This is a genomic window from Haemophilus paracuniculus, from assembly GCF_002015115.1.
Taxonomy (GTDB): domain Bacteria; phylum Pseudomonadota; class Gammaproteobacteria; order Enterobacterales; family Pasteurellaceae; genus Haemophilus_E; species Haemophilus_E paracuniculus.
In genome coordinates this window covers 83,597-102,546 of sequence record NZ_MUYA01000008.1, presented here as the reverse complement: position 1 = coordinate 102,546, position 18,950 = coordinate 83,597, and the positions used below count along the sequence as shown (strand labels likewise).

At 44.1% G+C, this 18,950-nt stretch carries 20 protein-coding genes; 19 read left to right on the top strand and 1 reads right to left on the bottom strand.

Features of this window, described 5'->3' with window-relative positions; genetic code table 11:
- Positions 1 to 79: 79 nt before the first annotated feature.
- The 4 genes from B0187_RS06815 to B0187_RS06800 all read left to right on the top strand — a co-directional run bounded on the left by B0187_RS06815 (position 80) and on the right by B0187_RS06800 (position 1,922).
- Entirely contained in the window at positions 80 to 289 is a 210-nt protein-coding gene (locus tag B0187_RS06815; RefSeq protein WP_158078229.1) for a substrate-binding domain-containing protein, read from the top strand.
- 121 nt (positions 290 to 410) lie between these two features.
- A complete protein-coding gene (gene secE, locus B0187_RS06810) occupies positions 411 to 824 on the top strand; it encodes a preprotein translocase subunit SecE (RefSeq protein ID WP_078237113.1) in 414 nt (137 codons plus the stop codon).
- 1 nt (position 825) lies between these two features.
- Positions 826 to 1,392 (top strand): transcription termination/antitermination protein NusG, encoded by a 567-nt coding sequence (gene nusG, locus B0187_RS06805; RefSeq protein ID WP_078237112.1) that lies wholly within the window; start codon positions 826 to 828, stop codon positions 1,390 to 1,392.
- A gap of 65 nt (positions 1,393 to 1,457) precedes the next feature.
- On the top strand, positions 1,458 to 1,922 hold the full coding sequence (locus B0187_RS06800; RefSeq protein WP_078237111.1) for a GNAT family N-acetyltransferase: 465 nt from the start codon (positions 1,458 to 1,460) through the stop codon (positions 1,920 to 1,922).
- 10 nt (positions 1,923 to 1,932) lie between these two features.
- Here the strand turns inward: B0187_RS06800 and B0187_RS06795 are convergent, their stop codons facing one another.
- A complete protein-coding gene (locus B0187_RS06795; protein ID WP_078237110.1) occupies positions 1,933 to 2,325 on the bottom strand; it encodes a DUF4431 domain-containing protein in 393 nt (130 codons plus the stop codon).
- A gap of 232 nt (positions 2,326 to 2,557) precedes the next feature.
- Between B0187_RS06795 and rplK the strand changes: the two genes are divergently transcribed.
- The 15 genes from rplK to cscK all read left to right on the top strand — a co-directional run bounded on the left by rplK (position 2,558) and on the right by cscK (position 18,876).
- Complete coding sequence (rplK, locus tag B0187_RS06790; RefSeq protein WP_078237109.1) at positions 2,558 to 2,986, top strand: 50S ribosomal protein L11; 429 nt, start codon at positions 2,558 to 2,560, stop codon at positions 2,984 to 2,986.
- 4 nt (positions 2,987 to 2,990) lie between these two features.
- Positions 2,991 to 3,680, top strand: a complete 690-nt coding sequence (rplA, locus tag B0187_RS06785) for a 50S ribosomal protein L1 (protein ID WP_078237108.1) — start codon at positions 2,991 to 2,993, stop codon at positions 3,678 to 3,680.
- A gap of 219 nt (positions 3,681 to 3,899) precedes the next feature.
- On the top strand, positions 3,900 to 4,523 hold the full coding sequence (locus B0187_RS06780) for a class I SAM-dependent methyltransferase (protein ID WP_078237107.1): 624 nt from the start codon (positions 3,900 to 3,902) through the stop codon (positions 4,521 to 4,523).
- A 281-nt stretch (positions 4,524 to 4,804) separates the two neighbouring features.
- On the top strand, positions 4,805 to 5,296 hold the full coding sequence (gene rplJ, locus B0187_RS06775; RefSeq protein ID WP_078237106.1) for a 50S ribosomal protein L10: 492 nt from the start codon (positions 4,805 to 4,807) through the stop codon (positions 5,294 to 5,296).
- A gap of 57 nt (positions 5,297 to 5,353) precedes the next feature.
- Positions 5,354 to 5,722, top strand: coding sequence for a 50S ribosomal protein L7/L12 (gene rplL / locus B0187_RS06770; protein ID WP_078237105.1), 369 nt, complete (start codon positions 5,354 to 5,356; stop codon positions 5,720 to 5,722).
- A 160-nt stretch (positions 5,723 to 5,882) separates the two neighbouring features.
- On the top strand, positions 5,883 to 6,119 hold the full coding sequence (vapB, locus tag B0187_RS06765; RefSeq protein ID WP_078237104.1) for a type II toxin-antitoxin system VapB family antitoxin: 237 nt from the start codon (positions 5,883 to 5,885) through the stop codon (positions 6,117 to 6,119).
- 8 nt (positions 6,120 to 6,127) lie between these two features.
- Complete coding sequence (gene vapC, locus B0187_RS06760; protein ID WP_078237103.1) at positions 6,128 to 6,529, top strand: type II toxin-antitoxin system tRNA(fMet)-specific endonuclease VapC; 402 nt, start codon at positions 6,128 to 6,130, stop codon at positions 6,527 to 6,529.
- 113 nt (positions 6,530 to 6,642) lie between these two features.
- Positions 6,643 to 6,915 carry a helix-turn-helix domain-containing protein gene (locus tag B0187_RS06755; RefSeq protein WP_078237102.1) on the top strand — a complete coding sequence of 91 codons (273 nt, stop codon included), beginning with the start codon at positions 6,643 to 6,645 and terminating at the stop codon, positions 6,913 to 6,915.
- Between the two features lie 9 nt (positions 6,916 to 6,924).
- The gene (locus B0187_RS06750) at positions 6,925 to 7,140 is read left to right on the top strand and encodes a hypothetical protein (protein ID WP_078237101.1); all 216 of its coding nucleotides are present in this window, start codon (positions 6,925 to 6,927) and stop codon (positions 7,138 to 7,140) included.
- Between the two features lie 199 nt (positions 7,141 to 7,339).
- Positions 7,340 to 8,140: a hypothetical protein gene (locus B0187_RS06745; RefSeq protein WP_078237100.1), complete on the top strand. Its 801-nt coding sequence runs from the start codon at positions 7,340 to 7,342 to the stop codon at positions 8,138 to 8,140.
- A 2-nt stretch (positions 8,141 to 8,142) separates the two neighbouring features.
- Positions 8,143 to 8,439: a hypothetical protein gene (locus B0187_RS06740; RefSeq protein WP_078237099.1), complete on the top strand. Its 297-nt coding sequence runs from the start codon at positions 8,143 to 8,145 to the stop codon at positions 8,437 to 8,439.
- A gap of 297 nt (positions 8,440 to 8,736) precedes the next feature.
- Positions 8,737 to 12,765, top strand: coding sequence for a DNA-directed RNA polymerase subunit beta (gene rpoB, locus B0187_RS06730; RefSeq protein ID WP_078237097.1), 4,029 nt, complete (start codon positions 8,737 to 8,739; stop codon positions 12,763 to 12,765).
- 157 nt (positions 12,766 to 12,922) lie between these two features.
- Complete coding sequence (locus B0187_RS06725; protein WP_078237096.1) at positions 12,923 to 13,315, top strand: nuclear transport factor 2 family protein; 393 nt, start codon at positions 12,923 to 12,925, stop codon at positions 13,313 to 13,315.
- A 171-nt stretch (positions 13,316 to 13,486) separates the two neighbouring features.
- Positions 13,487 to 17,758: a DNA-directed RNA polymerase subunit beta' gene (gene rpoC / locus B0187_RS06720; protein ID WP_078237095.1), complete on the top strand. Its 4,272-nt coding sequence runs from the start codon at positions 13,487 to 13,489 to the stop codon at positions 17,756 to 17,758.
- Between the two features lie 194 nt (positions 17,759 to 17,952).
- Entirely contained in the window at positions 17,953 to 18,876 is a 924-nt protein-coding gene (cscK, locus tag B0187_RS06715; RefSeq protein ID WP_078237094.1) for a fructokinase, read from the top strand.
- Positions 18,877 to 18,950 lie beyond the last annotated feature (74 nt).

Below are 18,950 nucleotides of genomic sequence, written 5' to 3'. Positions count from 1 at the left end.
ATTCAACTATTTGAATCGCTAACGGAGGCTTTGGTTCTCCACTACTAGTTTAGTTCTTTATATTCTCCGTAATATTTCCGTGCCGAACGATGTGGCGGTGGTGAGCCTCGGGGGGCTAGATGTGGGATCGGTTTCTTATCCTCGCCTCACGGCAATTTCGCTTCCTTACGAGCAAATGGGCAAGGTGGCAGGACAGAAATTGCAAAAAATTCTGCGAAACGAACCGCTTGCAGAGGACGAACGGCAGCTTTATTTGCCGATAAAATTAGTCGAGCGAGACAGTGCTTGATCGAAAATGGAAAGAATTTTCACGAAATTGCACAAAAGATCGTGGCAAGCAAAGTAGAAAATGCTAGAATTGCACGCTTTCAAAATTGAGTGTTCTTTTTTCGATACAATTTGGGTGAGATATGTCAAAAGAAATTAAAAATAAAGCCCCTGAGCAAACCGAAGAAAAAGGGGTAAAAAGTAAGGGTTTAAATACCTTGTTATGGGTTGTGGCTATTGTGCTTTTGGCGGTGGCGGCAATCGGTAATGTTTATTTCGCTGCAAAATTCTCTTTTGTGGTGAGAGTGTTGGCAATGGTTGGTTTGATTGTGGGTGCGGTGGTGTTGGCTGCATTGACCAATCAAGGTCAGAAAGCGATTCGCTTTGCCAAAGAATCTCGTGGCGAGTTGCGTAAAATCATCTGGCCAACCCGTCAAGAAACTACGCAAACCACCCTTATTGTGGTGGCAATGTGTGTAGTGGTGTCGTTGGTGCTTTGGGGCATTGACTCAATCATTGTGGCGTTAATTACATTCTTAACAAATTTGAGGTTCTAAAATGAGTGAAGAAATCGAAGTAAAAGAAGCAACGAGAATGCGTTGGTATGTATTGCAAGCGTTTTCTGGCTTTGAGAACCGTGTTGCAATGACGTTGCGTGAATATATCAAATTACACAAAATGGAAGATCAGTTCGGCGAAGTGCTTGTGCCGACCGAAGAAGTGATCGAAAACGTGCAGGGTAAACGCCGTAAAACCGAGCGTAAATTTTTCCCAGGTTACGTTTTAGTCCAAATGGAAATGAACGATGACACTTGGCACTTAGTGAAAAGCGTGCCGCGTGTGATGGGCTTTATCGGCGGTACGGCGGATAAACCTGCCCCGATTACGAAGCGTGAAGCGGATCGTATCCTCAATCGCGTACAAGAAACCGCCGAGAAACCTCGCCATAGAACCGAGTTCCAACCTGGTGAAGAAGTGCGTGTAACCGAAGGCCCGTTTGCGGACTTTACGGGAACGGTGGAAGAAGTGGATTACGAGAAAGGCCGCTTGAAAGTGTCCGTTTCAATCTTTGGACGTGGCACGCCTGTTGAGCTTGAATTTGCTCAGGTGGAAAAACAGAGCTAATCAAAATTTCAAAAAATCAGACCGCTTGCAAGCGGTCTTTTTTTCACATTTTTTACGAGGTTAAAATGGCAATCCAAATCCGTAAAATGGTCGAGCAAGATGCCGATCAAGTGTTTGAGTTGATGAAAGCACTCGCCGTGTTTGAAAAATATATCGACAGTTTTGCGATCACGCCCGAGGTGGTGCGAAGTAGCGGTTTCGGCAAAAATCCGCCTGATTTCTACTGTCTGGTGGCAGACGACCAAACAAGCGGTCAGATTGTGGGGATTTTAGTCTATTATTTCCTGCCTTACACCGCCCAAAATCGCCCTGCGATCTATATGAAAGAGCTTTATGTCGCCGAGGGTTATCGCAGTCAAAAAATCGGCGAGAAGTTGATGAACGCCCTCAAAATCGAAGCCAAAGCCCATAACTGCACCACAATAAAATGGACAGTCGCCCCGTGGAATGAGCAAGGATTGAAGTTCTACCAACGACTTGGGGCGAAAGAGAATAATGAATGGTTGAATTATGAGATAAATTTAAACTAAGTAGTTTATTTTAATTAAATTTTATATCTGCAACGTTGCATAGTACTTTTGTTGTATGATGAGCTGTATGAGCTGGAAATAATGAATAACAATACACAGTAGCTTTTTTACCTTCACTGCGTAAGACTTTATTTCTTAAATTTACATCATCAATAGACAATTGTATTAGCTTTGTTCTTACAGTATTAGACATAAACTCTAAATCGTCAAACGATGGACTAACACTCAATGTGTTGAATGGTCTGATTGCAGGCAATGGTTTTCCATAAAAAGCAGGAGCAGGGTGTAAACTTTTTATGATGGATAATTTACCATTGAGCAAAACAGGTTGCCCAGTAGTGATTGGTTGTGTTTGGGCGAGAGTTGGGCATAATGCTAAAAAAGCCATTAGTATCTTTTTCATAGCGTTTTTTTCCTTAAAGATTAACGTATATTGATTTGCTGAAAGTATATCAGAAAAATCCTGTATAAATATAAAATAGCTTATTAAAAACTGCTTGAAAAGCTATCAGATTTGCCCTATAATCCGCTACCTTACGAGAGAGCTTGGCTCTCTCGTATTTTTGTGTAAAGTTGCGAGAGCAACATCAACGGGGAGCTGAAAAGCGTTATTACCCATAATAGAGGAAACTAAAATGGCAAAAAAAGTACAAGCCTACGTTAAGTTGCAAGTTGCAGCGGGTATGGCTAACCCATCACCACCAGTTGGTCCTGCATTAGGTCAACAAGGTGTGAACATTATGGAATTCTGTAAAGCATTCAACGCTCGTACTGAGAGCTTAGAAAAAGGCTTACCAATTCCAGTGGTTATCACGGTTTACGCAGACCGTTCATTCACTTTCGTAACTAAAACCCCACCAGCAGCGGTTCTCTTGAAGAAAGCGGCAGGTATCAAGTCTGGTTCTTCTAAACCAAACAAAGACAAAGTGGGTAAAGTAACCCTTGAACAAGTTCGTCAAATCGCTGAAACCAAAGCAGCAGATATGACGGGTGCAACTATCGAAACTAAGATGAAGTCTATCGCGGGTACTGCTCGTTCAATGGGCTTAGTGGTGGAGGAATAATACGATGGCTAAATTGACTAAAAAAATGAAAGCAATCAAAGCTGGCGTAGATTCTACCAAAGCATACGAAATCAACGAAGCAATCGCTGTATTAAAACAATTCGCGACTGCTAAATTCGTTGAAAGCGTAGATGTTGCTGTAAACTTAGGGATCGACCCTCGTAAATCAGACCAAAACGTGCGTGGTGCAACTGTGCTTCCACACGGTACTGGTCGTACCGCACGCGTTGCGGTATTTACCCAAGGTGCTAACGCAGAAGCAGCGAAAGCAGCTGGTGCAGATTTAGTGGGTATGGAAGATCTTGCTGAACAAATCAAAAAAGGCGAGATGAACTTTGACGTTGTGATCGCATCACCAGACGCAATGCGTGTGGTAGGTCAATTAGGTCAAGTGTTAGGTCCACGCGGCTTAATGCCAAACCCGAAAGTAGGTACAGTAACACCAAACGTTGCAGAAGCCGTTAAAAATGCGAAATCAGGTCAGATCCGTTACCGCAACGATAAAAACGGTATTATCCATACCACTATCGGTAAAGCGGACTTCGCCCCTGAGCAATTAAAAGAAAACCTCCAAGCGTTGTTAGCGGCATTAGTGAAAGCGAAGCCAACCACAGCGAAAGGTGTATTTATCAAGAAAGTAAGCATCTCAACCACAATGGGTGCAGGTGTTGCAGTTGATCAATCAACACTATAATCTGATAAATTATTTCTAAATTGGAAAGCACTAATTGATGAAATTAGTGCTTTTTTATTGCATTTTAACAAGGGAAAAATATGATATGCCCAAACAAACAAACAAACAAACAAACAAACAAACAAACAAACAAACAAACAGGATAATTCCGTGTAAAATTTGTGGCTCGGACGCCCATTTATATGGGGTCGTTGATTTTAATCGCAGTTGTGAAACCCATTGGAATATCCATTATCCTCTTTCTGGCACACCCTTTATTACCATTGTTGTTCGGAATGTCAGCTGATTTTTACCACCGCCTTTGATGATTGGACAAGCGGTGAGTTCCTGCAAAATATCTATAATGATGATTATATTCTTGTTGATCCCGAATATACGGGGGCAAGATCAGATCGCAATCTGCAAATTATTTTAGATGTTTTTAATTTATCGGCACACCATTCTATTTTAGATTTCGGTGGCGGCTCGGGTTATTTAGCCAAATTATTGCGAGAAAAAGGCTTAGATGCGGAAAGTTGGGATCCATTCTCTGAAAATAATATCTTAGATGATCAGAAAAAATATGATTTAGTCGTCTCTTTTGAAGTGTTTGAGCATACCCCCACGCCCTATAAAACCGTGGAATTAGCCTTATCAAAATTAAAGGAACAAGGCATTTTCTTTTTCTCAACCACCTTGCTTCCGCCAGAAACGATTGCAAAACGAGAGATGGACGGCTACATCGCCCCGAGAAATGGACACGTTACCATTTACACCGAAAAAGCCCTCGCAAAGTTATTTGCACCCTATGGCTATCAAGTGGAACACTTTAATCGTTGCTTTCATTTGGCAAGAAAAATCTAATTAAAATCGCAGAGCGATCTTTACAAGGCTCAAAAAACGCACTATAATCCCGACCTCTTTGCGTTATCGCAAAATGATGGTGCTTGCCTATCAAGCCCCGTCCGAGACCGCAGGTGAAATGATGATAATCATCTCTTAATTTGAGCCTGCGTAGATGGTGAACAGACAGAATTTTCTGCTTCTGTACACCTTAGCCTCATTAAAGTTGCCGCACAAGCGGTAGTTTTTTTGAGATTTTTTGTAAATTCCACTTTGGTGGAGTGTATCAGGAGCTAATACCAATGGCATTAAATCTTCAAGACAAACAAGCAATTGTTGCTGAAGTAAACGAAGCTGCCAAAGGTGCCCTTTCAGCTGTGGTTGCGGATTCTCGTGGCGTAACAGTTGAGAAAATGACTGAATTACGTAAATCTGCTCGCGAAGCGGGCGTTTCAATGCGTGTTGTGCGTAACACCTTATTACGCCGTGCGGTTGAAGGCACTGAATTTGAGTGCTTAAAAGATACGTTTACTGGTCCTACTCTTATTGCTTTCTCAAATGAACACCCAGGTGCAGCAGCACGCTTGTTCACTGAATTTGCAAAAGCAAACAAAGAGTTTGAACTTAAAGGTGCAGCCTTTGAAGGTAAAATCCAAGATGTTCAATTCTTGGCAACATTACCAACTTACGAAGAAGCAATTGCACGTTTAATGGGCACAATGAAAGAAGCTGCGGCAGGCAAACTTGTTCGCACTCTTGCGGCATTACGCGACAAATTACAAGAAGCTGCATAGTTCTTTGCAGAAAACTTCTTACCTCGTTTAACTTTATTAACTTAGGAATTGATTGTTATGTCATTAACTAACGAACAAATCATTGAAGCGATTGCTTCTAAATCAGTATCTGAAATCGTTGAACTTATCGCTGCGATGGAAGAAAAATTCGGCGTTTCAGCAGCGGCAGCAGTAGCAGCAGCACCAGCAGCAGGCGCAGCGGCAGCAGAAGAGAAAACTGAATTTGACGTAGTTCTTGCGGATGCAGGTGCGAACAAAGTTGCTGTAATCAAAGCAGTACGTGGTGCAACTGGTTTAGGCTTAAAAGAAGCGAAAGACTTAGTTGAATCTGCACCAGCTAACTTAAAAGAAGGCATCTCAAAAGCAGAAGCAGAAGCACTCAAAAAAGAATTAGAAGAAGCTGGTGCGAAAGTAGAAATCAAATAATTTTTGATTTAACTTTTCCCGAACTTCAAGTTCAAAAAGACCCCAACAGCAATGTTGGGGTTTTTGTTTTTCAAGCGGTAAGATTTCGCAAAATTTTACCGTTGGCGACTAGATACTTTAAGTATATACTTTCCACATTGTGAATGTATCGGAGAGAAAAATGAAAGAAGCCTCAATTTTTGTAACCAACCGCACCCAAGCGGTCAGATTGCCGAGCGAAGTTCGTTTCGATGAAGATGTGAAAAAAGTGCTTGTGAGAGTGGTCGGCAAAGAACGGATTTTAACCCCAGCTAAAAATGTGTGGGATAGCTTTTTTCTTGCTACTGATAATCAAGTGTCAGCGGATTTTATGTCTGAAAGAGAACAAGCAATTCAGCCTGAACGCGAGGCATTTTAGGGGGAATCGTGCTGAAATATATGCTAGATACCAACATTGTGATTTATGTGATAAAGCGTAAACCTTTGGAAGTATTGGAAAAATTTAACGCTAACGCCTATCGCCTTTGTGTCAGCAGTATCACAGTGGCAGAGCTTTATTATGGGGCGGAAAAGAGTGAATTTCCAGAACGGAATTTACGCATTATCGAGGATTTTCTTTCACGCCTTGAAATTTTGCCCTACACCCAAAAAGCCGCCCAGCATTTTGGTTTAATCAAAGCGAAATTGGCAAAGCAGGGCAAAATCATTGGCGAAAATGATCTCCATATCGCCGCTCACGCTCGCAGCGAAGGGCTGATTGTCGTTACCAATAATCTACGAGAATTTGAGCGTATTGACGGGCTTTGCTTAGAGAATTGGGTCGAGTGAGTTTTGTAAGCGGTAAGATTTCGCAAAAAATCCCCTAAATCTAACCGCTTGTAAATAGCATTATTTGATATAATATTATCAAATTTACTAAATTTAAGTGAGAAATTGATAATATGTTATCACTTTATGATGATATTGAAACCCAGCGGATGTTGGCGGATTATCTGCAACGTAAGCGGAAGCAGGCAAAGTTATCTCGACAAAAATTGGCGGAGAAAGCCCAAGTGCCAGCCAGTACCATTCGTCATTTTGAGCAGACAGCTCAAATTTCGTTACGCCAATTTCTTGCGTTATGGCTGGTGTTAGACAAAATGGATCGCCTTGTTGCCTTAACCAAAGAGGAGCAACCGCTCCCGAAAACGATAGAGGAGGTGTTGCGTGGTTAGTCTCATTCAATGGCGTTTCCACCATTAAAGGTTATCCAATCATTAGCGGAAACCGAAGGGTTTGATAGCTGGCACACAGCGAAAATGGCAATAGAAGAAGTGGTGCAAGCGGTCGGAAATTTCATAAATTTTGCCAAAGATTTTCCCATTTCCCCTAAAACAATCCAACAAATTCAACAACATTTAAATCAAGTTTGGGCGGATAATAGGACATTATTAACGTAATTATCAATCCTAAATAAGCTGATTTTTTAATCAAAAAGACAATTTCCATAATAAAAAACCACCCCAAATACGAAAGTGTTTGGGGTGGTTTTTTGTATTAAAAGTAAACGATTTTCGCAAGGGAGTATACTCCCTTTGTTTCCTATTGACATAGGAAACAAAACAATACTGCAAATCACATTTTAAATTGGAGTTTATTATGAATTTATTGGAAAAATATCCAGATCTAAAAGAACATATCAGTTTTGTTGGAGACGTTGGTTCTATGCAACATGGCGGAACTATCTATTATTTTTTAGATCCATTTGGCGTTTCTTTGAATTATGAAGAAATCTTTGAAAAAAAAGCAAACAATGCAAAGCAATCTTTTGGGAAAGATATTAGCTCAGACGAAAAATTGCTTATTTTAATAGATACAACGGCATTTGGTAGTGCCAAAGATGGCATTATTTTTTCAGATCGTAAAATCTATTATAAGGAACTTTTTGAAAAGCCGAATGTTATTCGTTACGAAGATATTGATCGTATTGTGGTTTCACGGAAAGATAAAAAACTTATTTTCTTTATCGGAGAGGAAAAAAAGAGTATAAGTTATTCTAGTTTCGATAGTTTTTTGCTAATACAGAATCTTATTCAATTTATTATTGGAACTTCTTATTTAATAAGAGCAGAGAATGAAGGGGTAGAAATAGAGAATGTAAGTGATTTTATTTGGGATTCTTATTGGAGTAATGTTGAATATGAGGGAGAAGAAGAAACCTCTAAATTTGAAGAGTTCTTAGATAAACACGAAGATAAACTAAGAGAACTTATCGAAAAAGCGGGTATCAATGATTTACTTTACAATGCATTTAATAATGATGAAAAATGGGATGTTGGTCTAGATAAATTATATGAATTATTGCCGACACCAATCAGATTAGTTATTTCGAGAGATAAATTTAAAGGGTTTATTTTAGAAAATAGAGATCTGTTTGCTCATAAATTTGGAGCGAAATAAGTATGAAACGATACCGTTTTACAGTTGCTGCGAAGTTAAGCAAGACAGGCACTCGACAGCTGTTGAGTAATATCATCGCTACGGGCATTGTGGATGCTAAAAATCAAGTAAAGGAAATGTTTCCTGAGGCGACAATCTATTCTTGCACGAGAAATGAAGAATATATTGACCCTAAACAGAGAGCAATGCAATCTCAAACTAAATCAAGTAATGATGAGCAAAATTCATCTTCGCTTGGTGGTATGTTATTGGGAGCTGCGATCACCGCAGGGATTGGGTTATTTCTCAAAAAGAAATAATCTGTAACTTGACAAAAACCACCCAATTTCATAGAATTTACAACCATTTTTCACAAAACCTTCGGCTGACGGGAAATTCGTCAGCCTTTTGTGCTTGAAAGATTTGGCGTGTTTTGTCATTTTGTGTGCCAAATTTGTAAAATTCCTGCCCAATCGTACCGCTTGCAGTAGCGATTTCTGACTGCGAGAGAGGGGATTGGAAAATGACATCTCGTATCATTTTATAATGCCACTTCTGCCGAGTTATCTCGTGCGGTTGTGAAATCTCAACCAACAAAATCAGAGGCTATCTAAAAAATGGCATATTCCTATTCCGAGAAAAAGCGTATCCGTAAGAGCTTTGGTAAACGTCCACAAGTTCTCAACGTGCCTTATCTTTTGACTATTCAGCTCGATTCTTTCGATAAATTTATTCAAAGAGATCCTGATGGACAACAAGGTTTAGAAGCGGCATTCTGTTCTGTTTTCCCGATTGTGAGCAACAATGGGGCGACTGAATTACAATACGTTTCTTATGAACTTGGCGAGCCAGTGTTTGATGTGCGTGAGTGTCAAATCCGTGGCACGACTTATGCCGCACCGTTGCGTGTGAAACTTCGCCTTGTTACTTTCGACCGTGAAGCCGCGGCTGGCACGGTGAAAGATATTAAAGAGCAAAACGTGTATATGGGCGAAATTCCGTTGATGACCGATAACGGTACATTCGTGATCAACGGCACTGAGCGTGTAATTGTGTCGCAATTGCACCGTAGCCCAGGCGTATTCTTCGATTCTGACAAGGGTAAAACCCATTCATCAGGCAAAGTGCTTTATAACGCACGCATTATTCCTTACCGTGGTTCGTGGTTAGATTTTGAATTTGACCCGAAAGATAACCTTTTCGCCCGTATCGACCGCCGCCGTAAATTGCCGGCAACCATTATTTTGCGTGCGTTGGGTTACACCACTGAGCAAATCCTTGATTTATTCTTCGACAAGATCACTTTTGAAATCCAAGATAATAAATTATTGATGAATCTTGTTGCGGAACGTTTACGTGGCGAAACCGCTGGCTTTGATATTGAAGCGAACGGTAAAGTTTATGTGGAACGTGGTCGCCGTATTACTGCTCGCCATATTCGTGAGTTAGAGAAAAATAACGTTACTCAAATTGAAGTGCCGACCGAATATATCGTGGGCAAAGTGGCAGCGAAAGATTATGTCGATCTCTCAACGGGCGAGATTGTTTGCCCTGCGAATATGGAAATTACCCTCGACACTTTGGCGAAATTATCCCAAGCAGGCTACAAACAAATCGAGGTGTTATTCACCAACGATTTAGATCACGGCCCTTACATTTCGGAAACCTTGCGTGTTGATCCAACCTACGACCGTTTAAGTGCGTTGGTGGAAATCTACCGTATGATGCGTCCGGGCGAGCCACCAACGAAAGAGGCGGCAGAAGGCTTATTCGACAATATGTTCTTCTCAACTGACCGCTATGATCTCTCAGCGGTAGGTCGTATGAAATTTAACCGCTCACTCGACATTCCAGAGGGTGTGGGTGCAGGCGTGTTAAGCAATGACGACATCATCAGCGTGATGAAGAAATTGATCGAAATCCGTAACGGTCGTGGCGAAGTGGACGATATCGACCACTTGGGCAACCGCCGTATTCGCTCTGTGGGCGAAATGGCAGAAAACCAATTCCGCATTGGCTTGGTGCGTGTGGAACGTGCGGTGCGTGAGCGTCTTTCATTAGGCGATTTAGACGGCGTAACCCCACAAGATTTAATCAATGCGAAACCAATTTCCGCAGCGGTGAAAGAGTTCTTTGGTTCATCACAACTTTCGCAATTTATGGACCAAAACAACCCGCTTTCAGAGGTAACTCACAAACGCCGTATTTCTGCGTTAGGGCCGGGTGGTTTAACCCGTGAGCGTGCTGGTTTTGAGGTGCGAGATGTTCACCCAACTCACTACGGTCGTCTCTGTCCAATCGAGACCCCAGAGGGTCCGAACATCGGTTTGATCAACTCACTTTCGGTGTATGCGAGAACCAATAACTACGGCTTCCTCGAAACCCCATTCCGTAAAGTGGTGGACGGTCAAGTTACCGAAGAAATTGAGTATTTGTCAGCGATTGAAGAAGGTAACTACGTTATCGCTCAGGCGAACTCAAACTTAGATGAAAACTTCCGCTTTACCGATACTTACGTCACCTGTCGTGGTGAGCACGGTGAGTCTGGTTTATACAAACCAGAAGAAATCCACTATATGGATATTTCGACTCAACAAGTGGTTTCTGTGGCGGCGGCGTTGATTCCGTTCCTTGAACACGACGATGCGAACCGTGCCTTGATGGGGGCGAACATGCAACGTCAAGCCGTGCCAACCTTGCGTGCGGACAAACCGCTTGTGGGGACAGGTATGGAAAAACCAATCGCCCTCGACTCTGGGGTTGCGGTGGTTGCGAAACGTGGTGGTACGATCCAATACGTTGATGCCTCTCGTATCGTGGTAAAAGTAAAAGAAGATGAAACCGTGGCAGGCGAAGCGGGTATCGATATTTATAACTTAATTAAATACACCCGTTCAAACCAAAACACCTGTATCAACCAAGTGCCTTGCGTGAAATTGGGCGAACCCGTGGAACGTGGCGAAATCTTGGCAGACGGCCCATCAACTGACCTCGGCGAATTAGCCCTCGGTCAAAATATCCGTGTGGCATTTATGCCTTGGAACGGCTATAACTTTGAAGACTCAATGTTGGTGTCTGAGCGTGTGGTACAAGAAGATCGCTTTACCACAATCCACATTCAAGAGCTTTCTTGTGTGGCACGTGATACCAAACTCGGTGCAGAAGAAATCACCGCCGATATTCCAAACGTGGGCGAGGCAGCCCTCGGCAAACTTGATGAATCGGGGATCGTTTACATCGGTGCGGAAGTGAAAGGCGGCGATATTCTCGTGGGTAAAGTGACACCAAAAGGCGAAACCCAACTCACCCCAGAAGAAAAATTATTGCGTGCGATCTTCGGTGAAAAAGCCTCTGATGTGAAAGACAGCTCATTGCGTGTGCCAAACGGCACATCGGGTACGGTGATTGACGTACAAGTCTTTACCCGTGATGGCGTAGAGAAAGATAAACGTGCCAAAGAGATCGAAGAAATGCAGTTGCGTGAGGCGAAAAAAGACCTCACCGAAGAATTTGAGATCTTAGAGTCAGGCTTGTTTACCCGCGTTCGCAACCTATTGATCGAAGGTGGCGTGAAAGAGGCAGAGCTAGACAAAGTCGCCCGTGAAAAATGGTTAGAACAAACCCTTGATGACGAAGCGAAACAAAATCAGCTCGAACAGCTTGCCGAACAGCACGAAGCGTTACGCAAAGAGTTTGAACGCAAACTTGAAATTAAACGCAACAAGATCATTCAAGGCGATGATCTTGCACCGGGCGTATTGAAAGTGGTGAAAGTTTACCTCGCGGTGAAACGCCAAATTCAACCAGGCGATAAAATGGCGGGTCGTCACGGTAACAAAGGGGTTATCTCGAAAATCAACCCTGTGGAAGATATGCCGTACGATGAAAACGGTCAGCCAGTGGAAATCGTATTGAACCCGCTGGGCGTTCCGTCTCGTATGAACATCGGTCAGATCCTCGAAACCCACTTAGGCTTAGCGGCGCGTGGTATCGGTGATCAAATCGACAAGATGATCAAACAGCAACAAAAAGTGGCGAAATTGCGTGAATATATCCAAAAAGCCTACGATCTCGGACACGGCTCACAAGTGGTAGATTTAAGCCAATTCTCTGATGAAGAAGTAATGCGTTTGGCACAAAACTTACGCAAAGGCTTACCGCTTGCAACCCCAGTGTTTGACGGTGCACACGAAGCAGAAATCAAGGGCTTGTTGGAATTAGGTGGCTTGCCGACGTCGGGTCAAATTACCTTATTTGACGGTCGCACTGGTGAGAAATTTGAGCGTCCTGTAACCGTAGGTTATATGTATATGCTCAAATTGAACCACTTAGTTGATGATAAAATGCACGCTCGTTCAACAGGTTCATATAGTCTTGTTACCCAACAACCACTGGGCGGTAAAGCACAATTCGGTGGTCAGCGTTTCGGTGAGATGGAGGTTTGGGCATTAGAAGCATACGGTGCGGCTTACACCTTACAAGAAATGCTCACGGTGAAATCGGACGATGTGAACGGTCGTACGAAGATGTACAAAAACATCGTGGACGGCACACACTATATGGAACCAGGAATCCCAGAATCGTTTAATGTAATCACCAAAGAAATCCGTGCATTAGCGATTGATATGAGCTTGGACGAGGCGTAAGAATAATCAACTCCCTCCCCCGCAAGCGGGGGCGGGGATTATTCGATACAAGGGGTAGGATTTTCAAAAATTTCTTAAAATCTTACCGCTTGTATTGCGAAATTCTTGTTCGTAAGTATGTCTTCTACGAACCAAACTATTTAATGAAGGATTGACTATGACTGTACTAGATACCGTTGTTAACTATTTAGCGGCCTTGGGTAAAGGTGATGTACCAGCAGCATTTGCTCTTTTTGCCGATGATGTGAAATGGCATCAACCAGGGAATAACAAATTCTCAGGGATAAAGAATGGCTCGGCAAACATTGGTGAAATGATTGGGGCAATGATGGCTGATACCCAAGGTTCATTTGCTTTGGCTCCGAATGGAAATATTATGGTAAATGGTAGCTTAGTGGCTTGCCCTGTGCGTTTTTCTGGTAAGAAAGCGGACGGTTCAACCATTGATATGACAGGTATCGATCTGTTTGAAGTCGTGAATGGAAAAATCCAAAATGTTTGGTTATTTTCAGATGATCAAGCTGTTGAAGATCAGTTCTGGGGTAAGTAACCCGTAGGAACATACTGCATTAGCAGTGAGCGGATATGAAATCCGCCTCTGCAATGGTCAAAACAAGGGGGCGGATTTGCAAAAATTTCTTAAAATCCTACCGCTTGTCAATGAATTTATCTTGCAAGGGGCAACCGTTGCAAACTTAAAACCTACACTAGGGGCAACACTGTGAAAGACTTAGTCAAGTTTTTAAAAGCACAAACAAAATCAAACGATGATTTTGATGTGATCAAAATCGGTTTAGCATCGCCAGATAAGATCCGTTCGTGGTCTTTCGGTGAAGTGAAAAAACCTGAAACCATCAACTACCGCACTTTCAAACCAGAGCGTGATGGTCTTTTCTGTGCCAGAATTTTCGGGCCTGTGAAAGATTACGAATGTTTGTGTGGTAAGTATAAACGCCTCAAACACCGTGGTGTGATTTGTGAAAAATGTGGCGTAGAAGTAACGCAAACCAAAGTTCGCCGTGATCGTATGGGTCATATCGAACTTGCCTGCCCTGTGGCACACATCTGGTTCTTAAAATCACTTCCGTCCCGTATCGGTTTGATTTTAGATATGCCATTGCGTGATATTGAACGCGTGCTTTATTTTGAAAGCTATGTGGTAATCGAACCAGGTATGACCGATTTAGAGAAAAATCAGTTACTTACCGAAGAACAATACTGGGAAGCGGAAGAGCGTTGGGGCGATGAATTTGACGCCAAAATGGGTGCGGAAGGTATCCAAGCCCTATTGCGTGATTTAGATTTGGAGCACCAATGCGAAACCTTGCGTGAGGAATTACAAGAAACGAACTCAGAAACCAAACGCAAAAAAATCACTAAACGCTTGAAATTGCTTGAAGCCTTCATTCAATCTGGCAACAAACCAGAGTGGATGGTGATGACTGTGTTACCTGTGCTTCCGCCAGATCTTCGTCCATTAGTACCGCTTGACGGTGGTCGTTTTGCGACCTCAGATCTGAACGATTTATATCGTCGTGTGATCAACCGTAACAACCGTTTAAAACGCTTATTAGATCTCGTTGCCCCAGATATTATCGTGCGTAACGAAAAACGTATGTTACAAGAATCGGTCGATGCGTTATTAGATAACGGTCGCCGTGGTCGTGCGATTACAGGTTCAAACAAACGTCCATTAAAATCGCTTGCAGATATGATCAAGGGTAAACAAGGTCGTTTCCGTCAAAACTTACTCGGTAAACGTGTGGACTACTCAGGTCGTTCGGTAATCACCGTAGGTCCATACTTACGCCTACACCAATGTGGTTTGCCGAAAAAAATGGCGTTGGAATTGTTCCGTCCGTTTATCTACTCAAAATTAGAGAGCCGTGGACACGCCACTACCATTAAAGCGGCGAAGAAAATGGTCGAGCGTGAAGAGCCGATCGTATGGGATATCCTCGCCGAAGTAATCCGCGAACACCCAATTTTGCTTAACCGTGCACCAACTCTTCACCGTTTGGGTATCCAAGCGTTTGAACCGTTGTTGATCGAAGGTAAAGCGATTCAGTTACACCCACTCGTGTGTGCGGCGTTCAACGCGGACTTTGACGGCGACCAAATGGCGGTTCACGTTCCATTGACCCTTGAAGCGCAATTAGAAGCACGTGCGTTGATGATGTCCACCAACAACGTTCTCTCGCCTGCGAACGGTGATCCAATCATCGTACCATCGCAAGACGTTGTACTCGGGCTTTACTATATGACCCGTGAAAAAGTGAACGGCAAGGGCGAAGGAATGTATTTCCTCGATCCGCGTGAGGCAGAAAAAGCCTACCGCACGGGTCAGGCGGAACTTCACTCGCGTGTGAAAGTGCGTATCACGGAATACGAGCCAAATGAAGCGGGTGGATTTGACGAAAAAATTTCCTTAGTGGATACCACCGTAGGGCGTGCAATCCTTTGGATGATCTCGCCAAAAGGTATGCCGTTTAAATTGTTCAACCAAACCCTCGGCAAAAAAGCGATTTCAAAATTATTGAACGAATGTTACCGCCGTTTGGGTACGAAAGAATCTGTGGTGTTCGCTGACCAAGTAATGTACACGGGCTTTGCTTATGCGGCACGTTCAGGTGCGTCAGTGGGTATCAACGATATGGTGATCCCAGAGCAAAAAGAAGCGATCATCTCAGCTGCCGAAGCGGAAGTGGCGGAAATCCAAGAGCAGTTTAACTCGGGTCTTGTAACCGCAGGCGAACGTTATAACAAAGTGATCGATATTTGGGCAGCAGCGAACGAACGTGTAGCCAAAGCGATGATGGAAAACCTCTCAACGGAAGAAGTGATCAACCGTGAGGGTAACCCAGAGAAACAAGCTTCATTTAACAGTATCTTTATGATGGCGGATTCAGGGGCGCGTGGTTCTGCGGCACAGATTCGTCAGCTTGCTGGTATGCGTGGTTTGATGGCGCGTCCAGACGGCTCGATCATCGAAACCCCAATCACGGCAAACTTCCGTGAGGGCTTGAACGTTCTTCAATACTTTATTTCAACCCACGGTGCACGTAAAGGTCTTGCGGATACCGCATTGAAAACCGCGAACTCGGGTTACTTAACCCGCCGCTTGGTGGATGTGGCACAAGACCTTGTGATTATCGAAGAAGATTGTGGCACCCACGAAGGTATCGTAATGACCCCGTTAATCGAGGGTGGCGATGTGAAAGAAGCCCTGCGTGATCGTGTACTCGGTCGTGTGGTGGCGGAAGATGTGCTGAAACCAGGTTCGGAAGAAGTGTTGATCCCACGCAATACCTTAATTGATGAGAAATTGTGTGATGTGATCGATGCCAACTCAGTGGACGTAATCAAAGTACGTTCCGTCGTAACCTGTAACACCGATTTCGGCGTGTGTGCGAAATGTTACGGTCGTGATTTGGCGCGTGGTCATCTTATCAACCAAGGCGAAGCGGTCGGCGTTATTGCGGCACAATCAATCGGTGAACCAGGGACACAGCTCACGATGCGTACGTTCCACATCGGTGGTGCGGCGTCTGCGGCAGCCAAAGAATCCAGCATTCAAGTGAAGAATGCAGGTACGATTAAACTCGCGAATGCGAAATCAGTCGTGAACAAAGACGGCAAACTCGTGATTACCTCGCGTAATACCGAATTAACTGTGATTGACGCTTTCGGTCGTACCAAAGAGAACTATAAAGTGCCTTACGGTGCGGTGCTTTCTAAGAAAGACGGCGATGAAGTCGCGGTGGGCGAAATCGTAGCGAACTGGGATCCACATACAATGCCAGTTATCGCCGAGGTAAGCGGTTTCATCAAATTCAGCGACATCGTGGATGGCTTAACCGTGGCTCGCCAAACGGACGAACTCACGGGTCTTTCATCTATCGTGGTGCAAGATGTGGGTGAACGTGCAACGGCAGGTAAAGATTTACGTCCGGCCTTGAAATTAGTGGATGCACAAGGTAACGACATCTTAATTTCAGGCACAGACGTACCAGCTCAATACTTTTTACCAGGTAAAGCGATTGTTACCCTCGATGACGGTGCAGAAATCGCGGTGGGTGAAGCGTTAGCGCGTATCCCGCAAGAATCGGTGGGAACGAAAGATATTACCGGTGGTCTTCCACGCGTTGCGGACTTGTTCGAGGCTCGCAAACCGAAAGAGCCAGCGATCTTGGCGGAAATTTCAGGTATCGTTTCATTTGGTAAAGAAACCAAAGGAAAACGCCGCTTGTTAATCACCCCAGCCGAGGGCGAAGTGTACGAAGAAATGATTCCAAAATGGCGTCAGCTCAACGTATTCGAGGGCGAAATGGTACAACGTGGCGACATCATCTCAGACGGTGCGGAAACCCCACACGACATCTTACGCCTGCGTGGTGTACACGCCGTAACTGAATATATTGTGAACGAAGTGCAAGAAGTTTACCGCTTACAAGGGGTAAAAATTAACGATAAGCATATCGAAGTGATTGTTCGCCAAATGTTGCGTAAAGCCGTGATCACCAACGCCTACGACAGCGAATTCCTCGAAGGGGAACAAGTGGAAGTGGCACGCGTGAAAATCGCCAACCGCAAACGTGAAGCCGAAGGCAAACCGTTGGTGGAATTTGAACGTGAATTGCTTGGTATTACCAAAGCCTCATTGGCGACCGAATCCTTCATCTCGGCAGCCTCGTTCCAAGAAACCACTCGCGTACTCACCGAAGCCGCGGTAGCAGGTAAATGCGATGAATTGCGTGGCTTGAAAGAGAACGTGATCGTAGGTCGCTTAATCCCTGCGGGTACAGGTTTTGCCTATCATCAAAACCGTGCGAAGAAACGCAACCAAGAACAAGCGGTCGCTTTCGACACCCCAGCTGCAAACGCCAATAACGCCTTTGCAACGGACGACGACATCGCCGCCGAATTCGGCATCGTTGCCGACGAAGCCGCTCAAAACTTAGCTGCGTTATTGAACGCAGGGGAAGAAGAGTAAGATAGAAGAGTAATCTTCCTAACTAAATAGTAAAACCCCCAACCGTGAAAATGGTTGGGGGTTTTGTTTTTTATGTACGAAATTTTCTAAAATCTGACCCCTTGCAATTCCAAAATTTACACTTGCCAAATTGCAAAACTAAACCGTTTTAGCTAAGATCTTGGCGATTTTTACTAACAGAATGGATGTCGAAAATGAGCAAAATTTGGGTATTGGGTGATGCGGTGGTGGATTTAATTCCAGACGGCGAGCATCACTATTTAAAATGTGCGGGCGGTGCGCCAGCCAATGTGGCGGTGGGTGTGTCTCGTTTGGGCGTGGACGCAGGCTTTATCGGGCGTGTCGGCAATGATCCGCTCGGCAAATTTATGCAGCAAACCTTGCAGGCGGAAAAGGTTTCGATCGAGCATATGATTCTCGATCCGAAACAACGCACGTCCACCGTGATTGTGGGGCTGGACGAGGGTGAGCGTAGCTTTACCTTTATGGTGAACCCAAGTGCCGACCAATTCCTCGAAGTGGCGGATTTGCCGAATTTCCACCAAGGCGATTATCTGCATTGCTGCTCGATAGCCTTGATTAACGAGTCGTCCCGTTCTAGCACCATTGAGGCGATCCGCCGTGTCAAACAAGCGGGTGGATTTTTCTCTTTTGACCCAAACCTGCGTGAAAGCCTGTGGGCGAGCCTTGACGAGATGAAAACGGTGGTAAACAGCGTGGTGGCAATGGCGGATATTCTCAAATTCTCGGAAGAAGAATTGACCCTGCTTACTAACACAACTTCCCTCGAAGATGCGACCAAAGCGATTGTGGCGAAACACCCTGAAAAATTGATTATCATCACCCTCGGCAAAGACGGGGCGATTTACCACCTCAACGGTCAAAGCAAAGTGGTGGCGGGCAAAGCGTTAAAACCTGTTGATACCACGGGGGCTGGCGATGCGTTCGTGAGCGGCTTGCTAGCAGGCTTATCCCAAGTGAGCAACTGGAAAGAGGAAAGCGTTCTGGTGGACGTGATCCGCAAAGCCAACGCCTCAGGTGCGTTAGCCACCACCGCCAAAGGGGCAATGTCCGCCTTGCCAAACAAAGCCCAATTAGAGGCGTTTTTGGCTGAATAATCAATAAAAGCCCTCGTGTGAGGGCTTTTATTATTGCTAAATTAAAAACCACCTTCTATGAAGGTGGTTTTTTA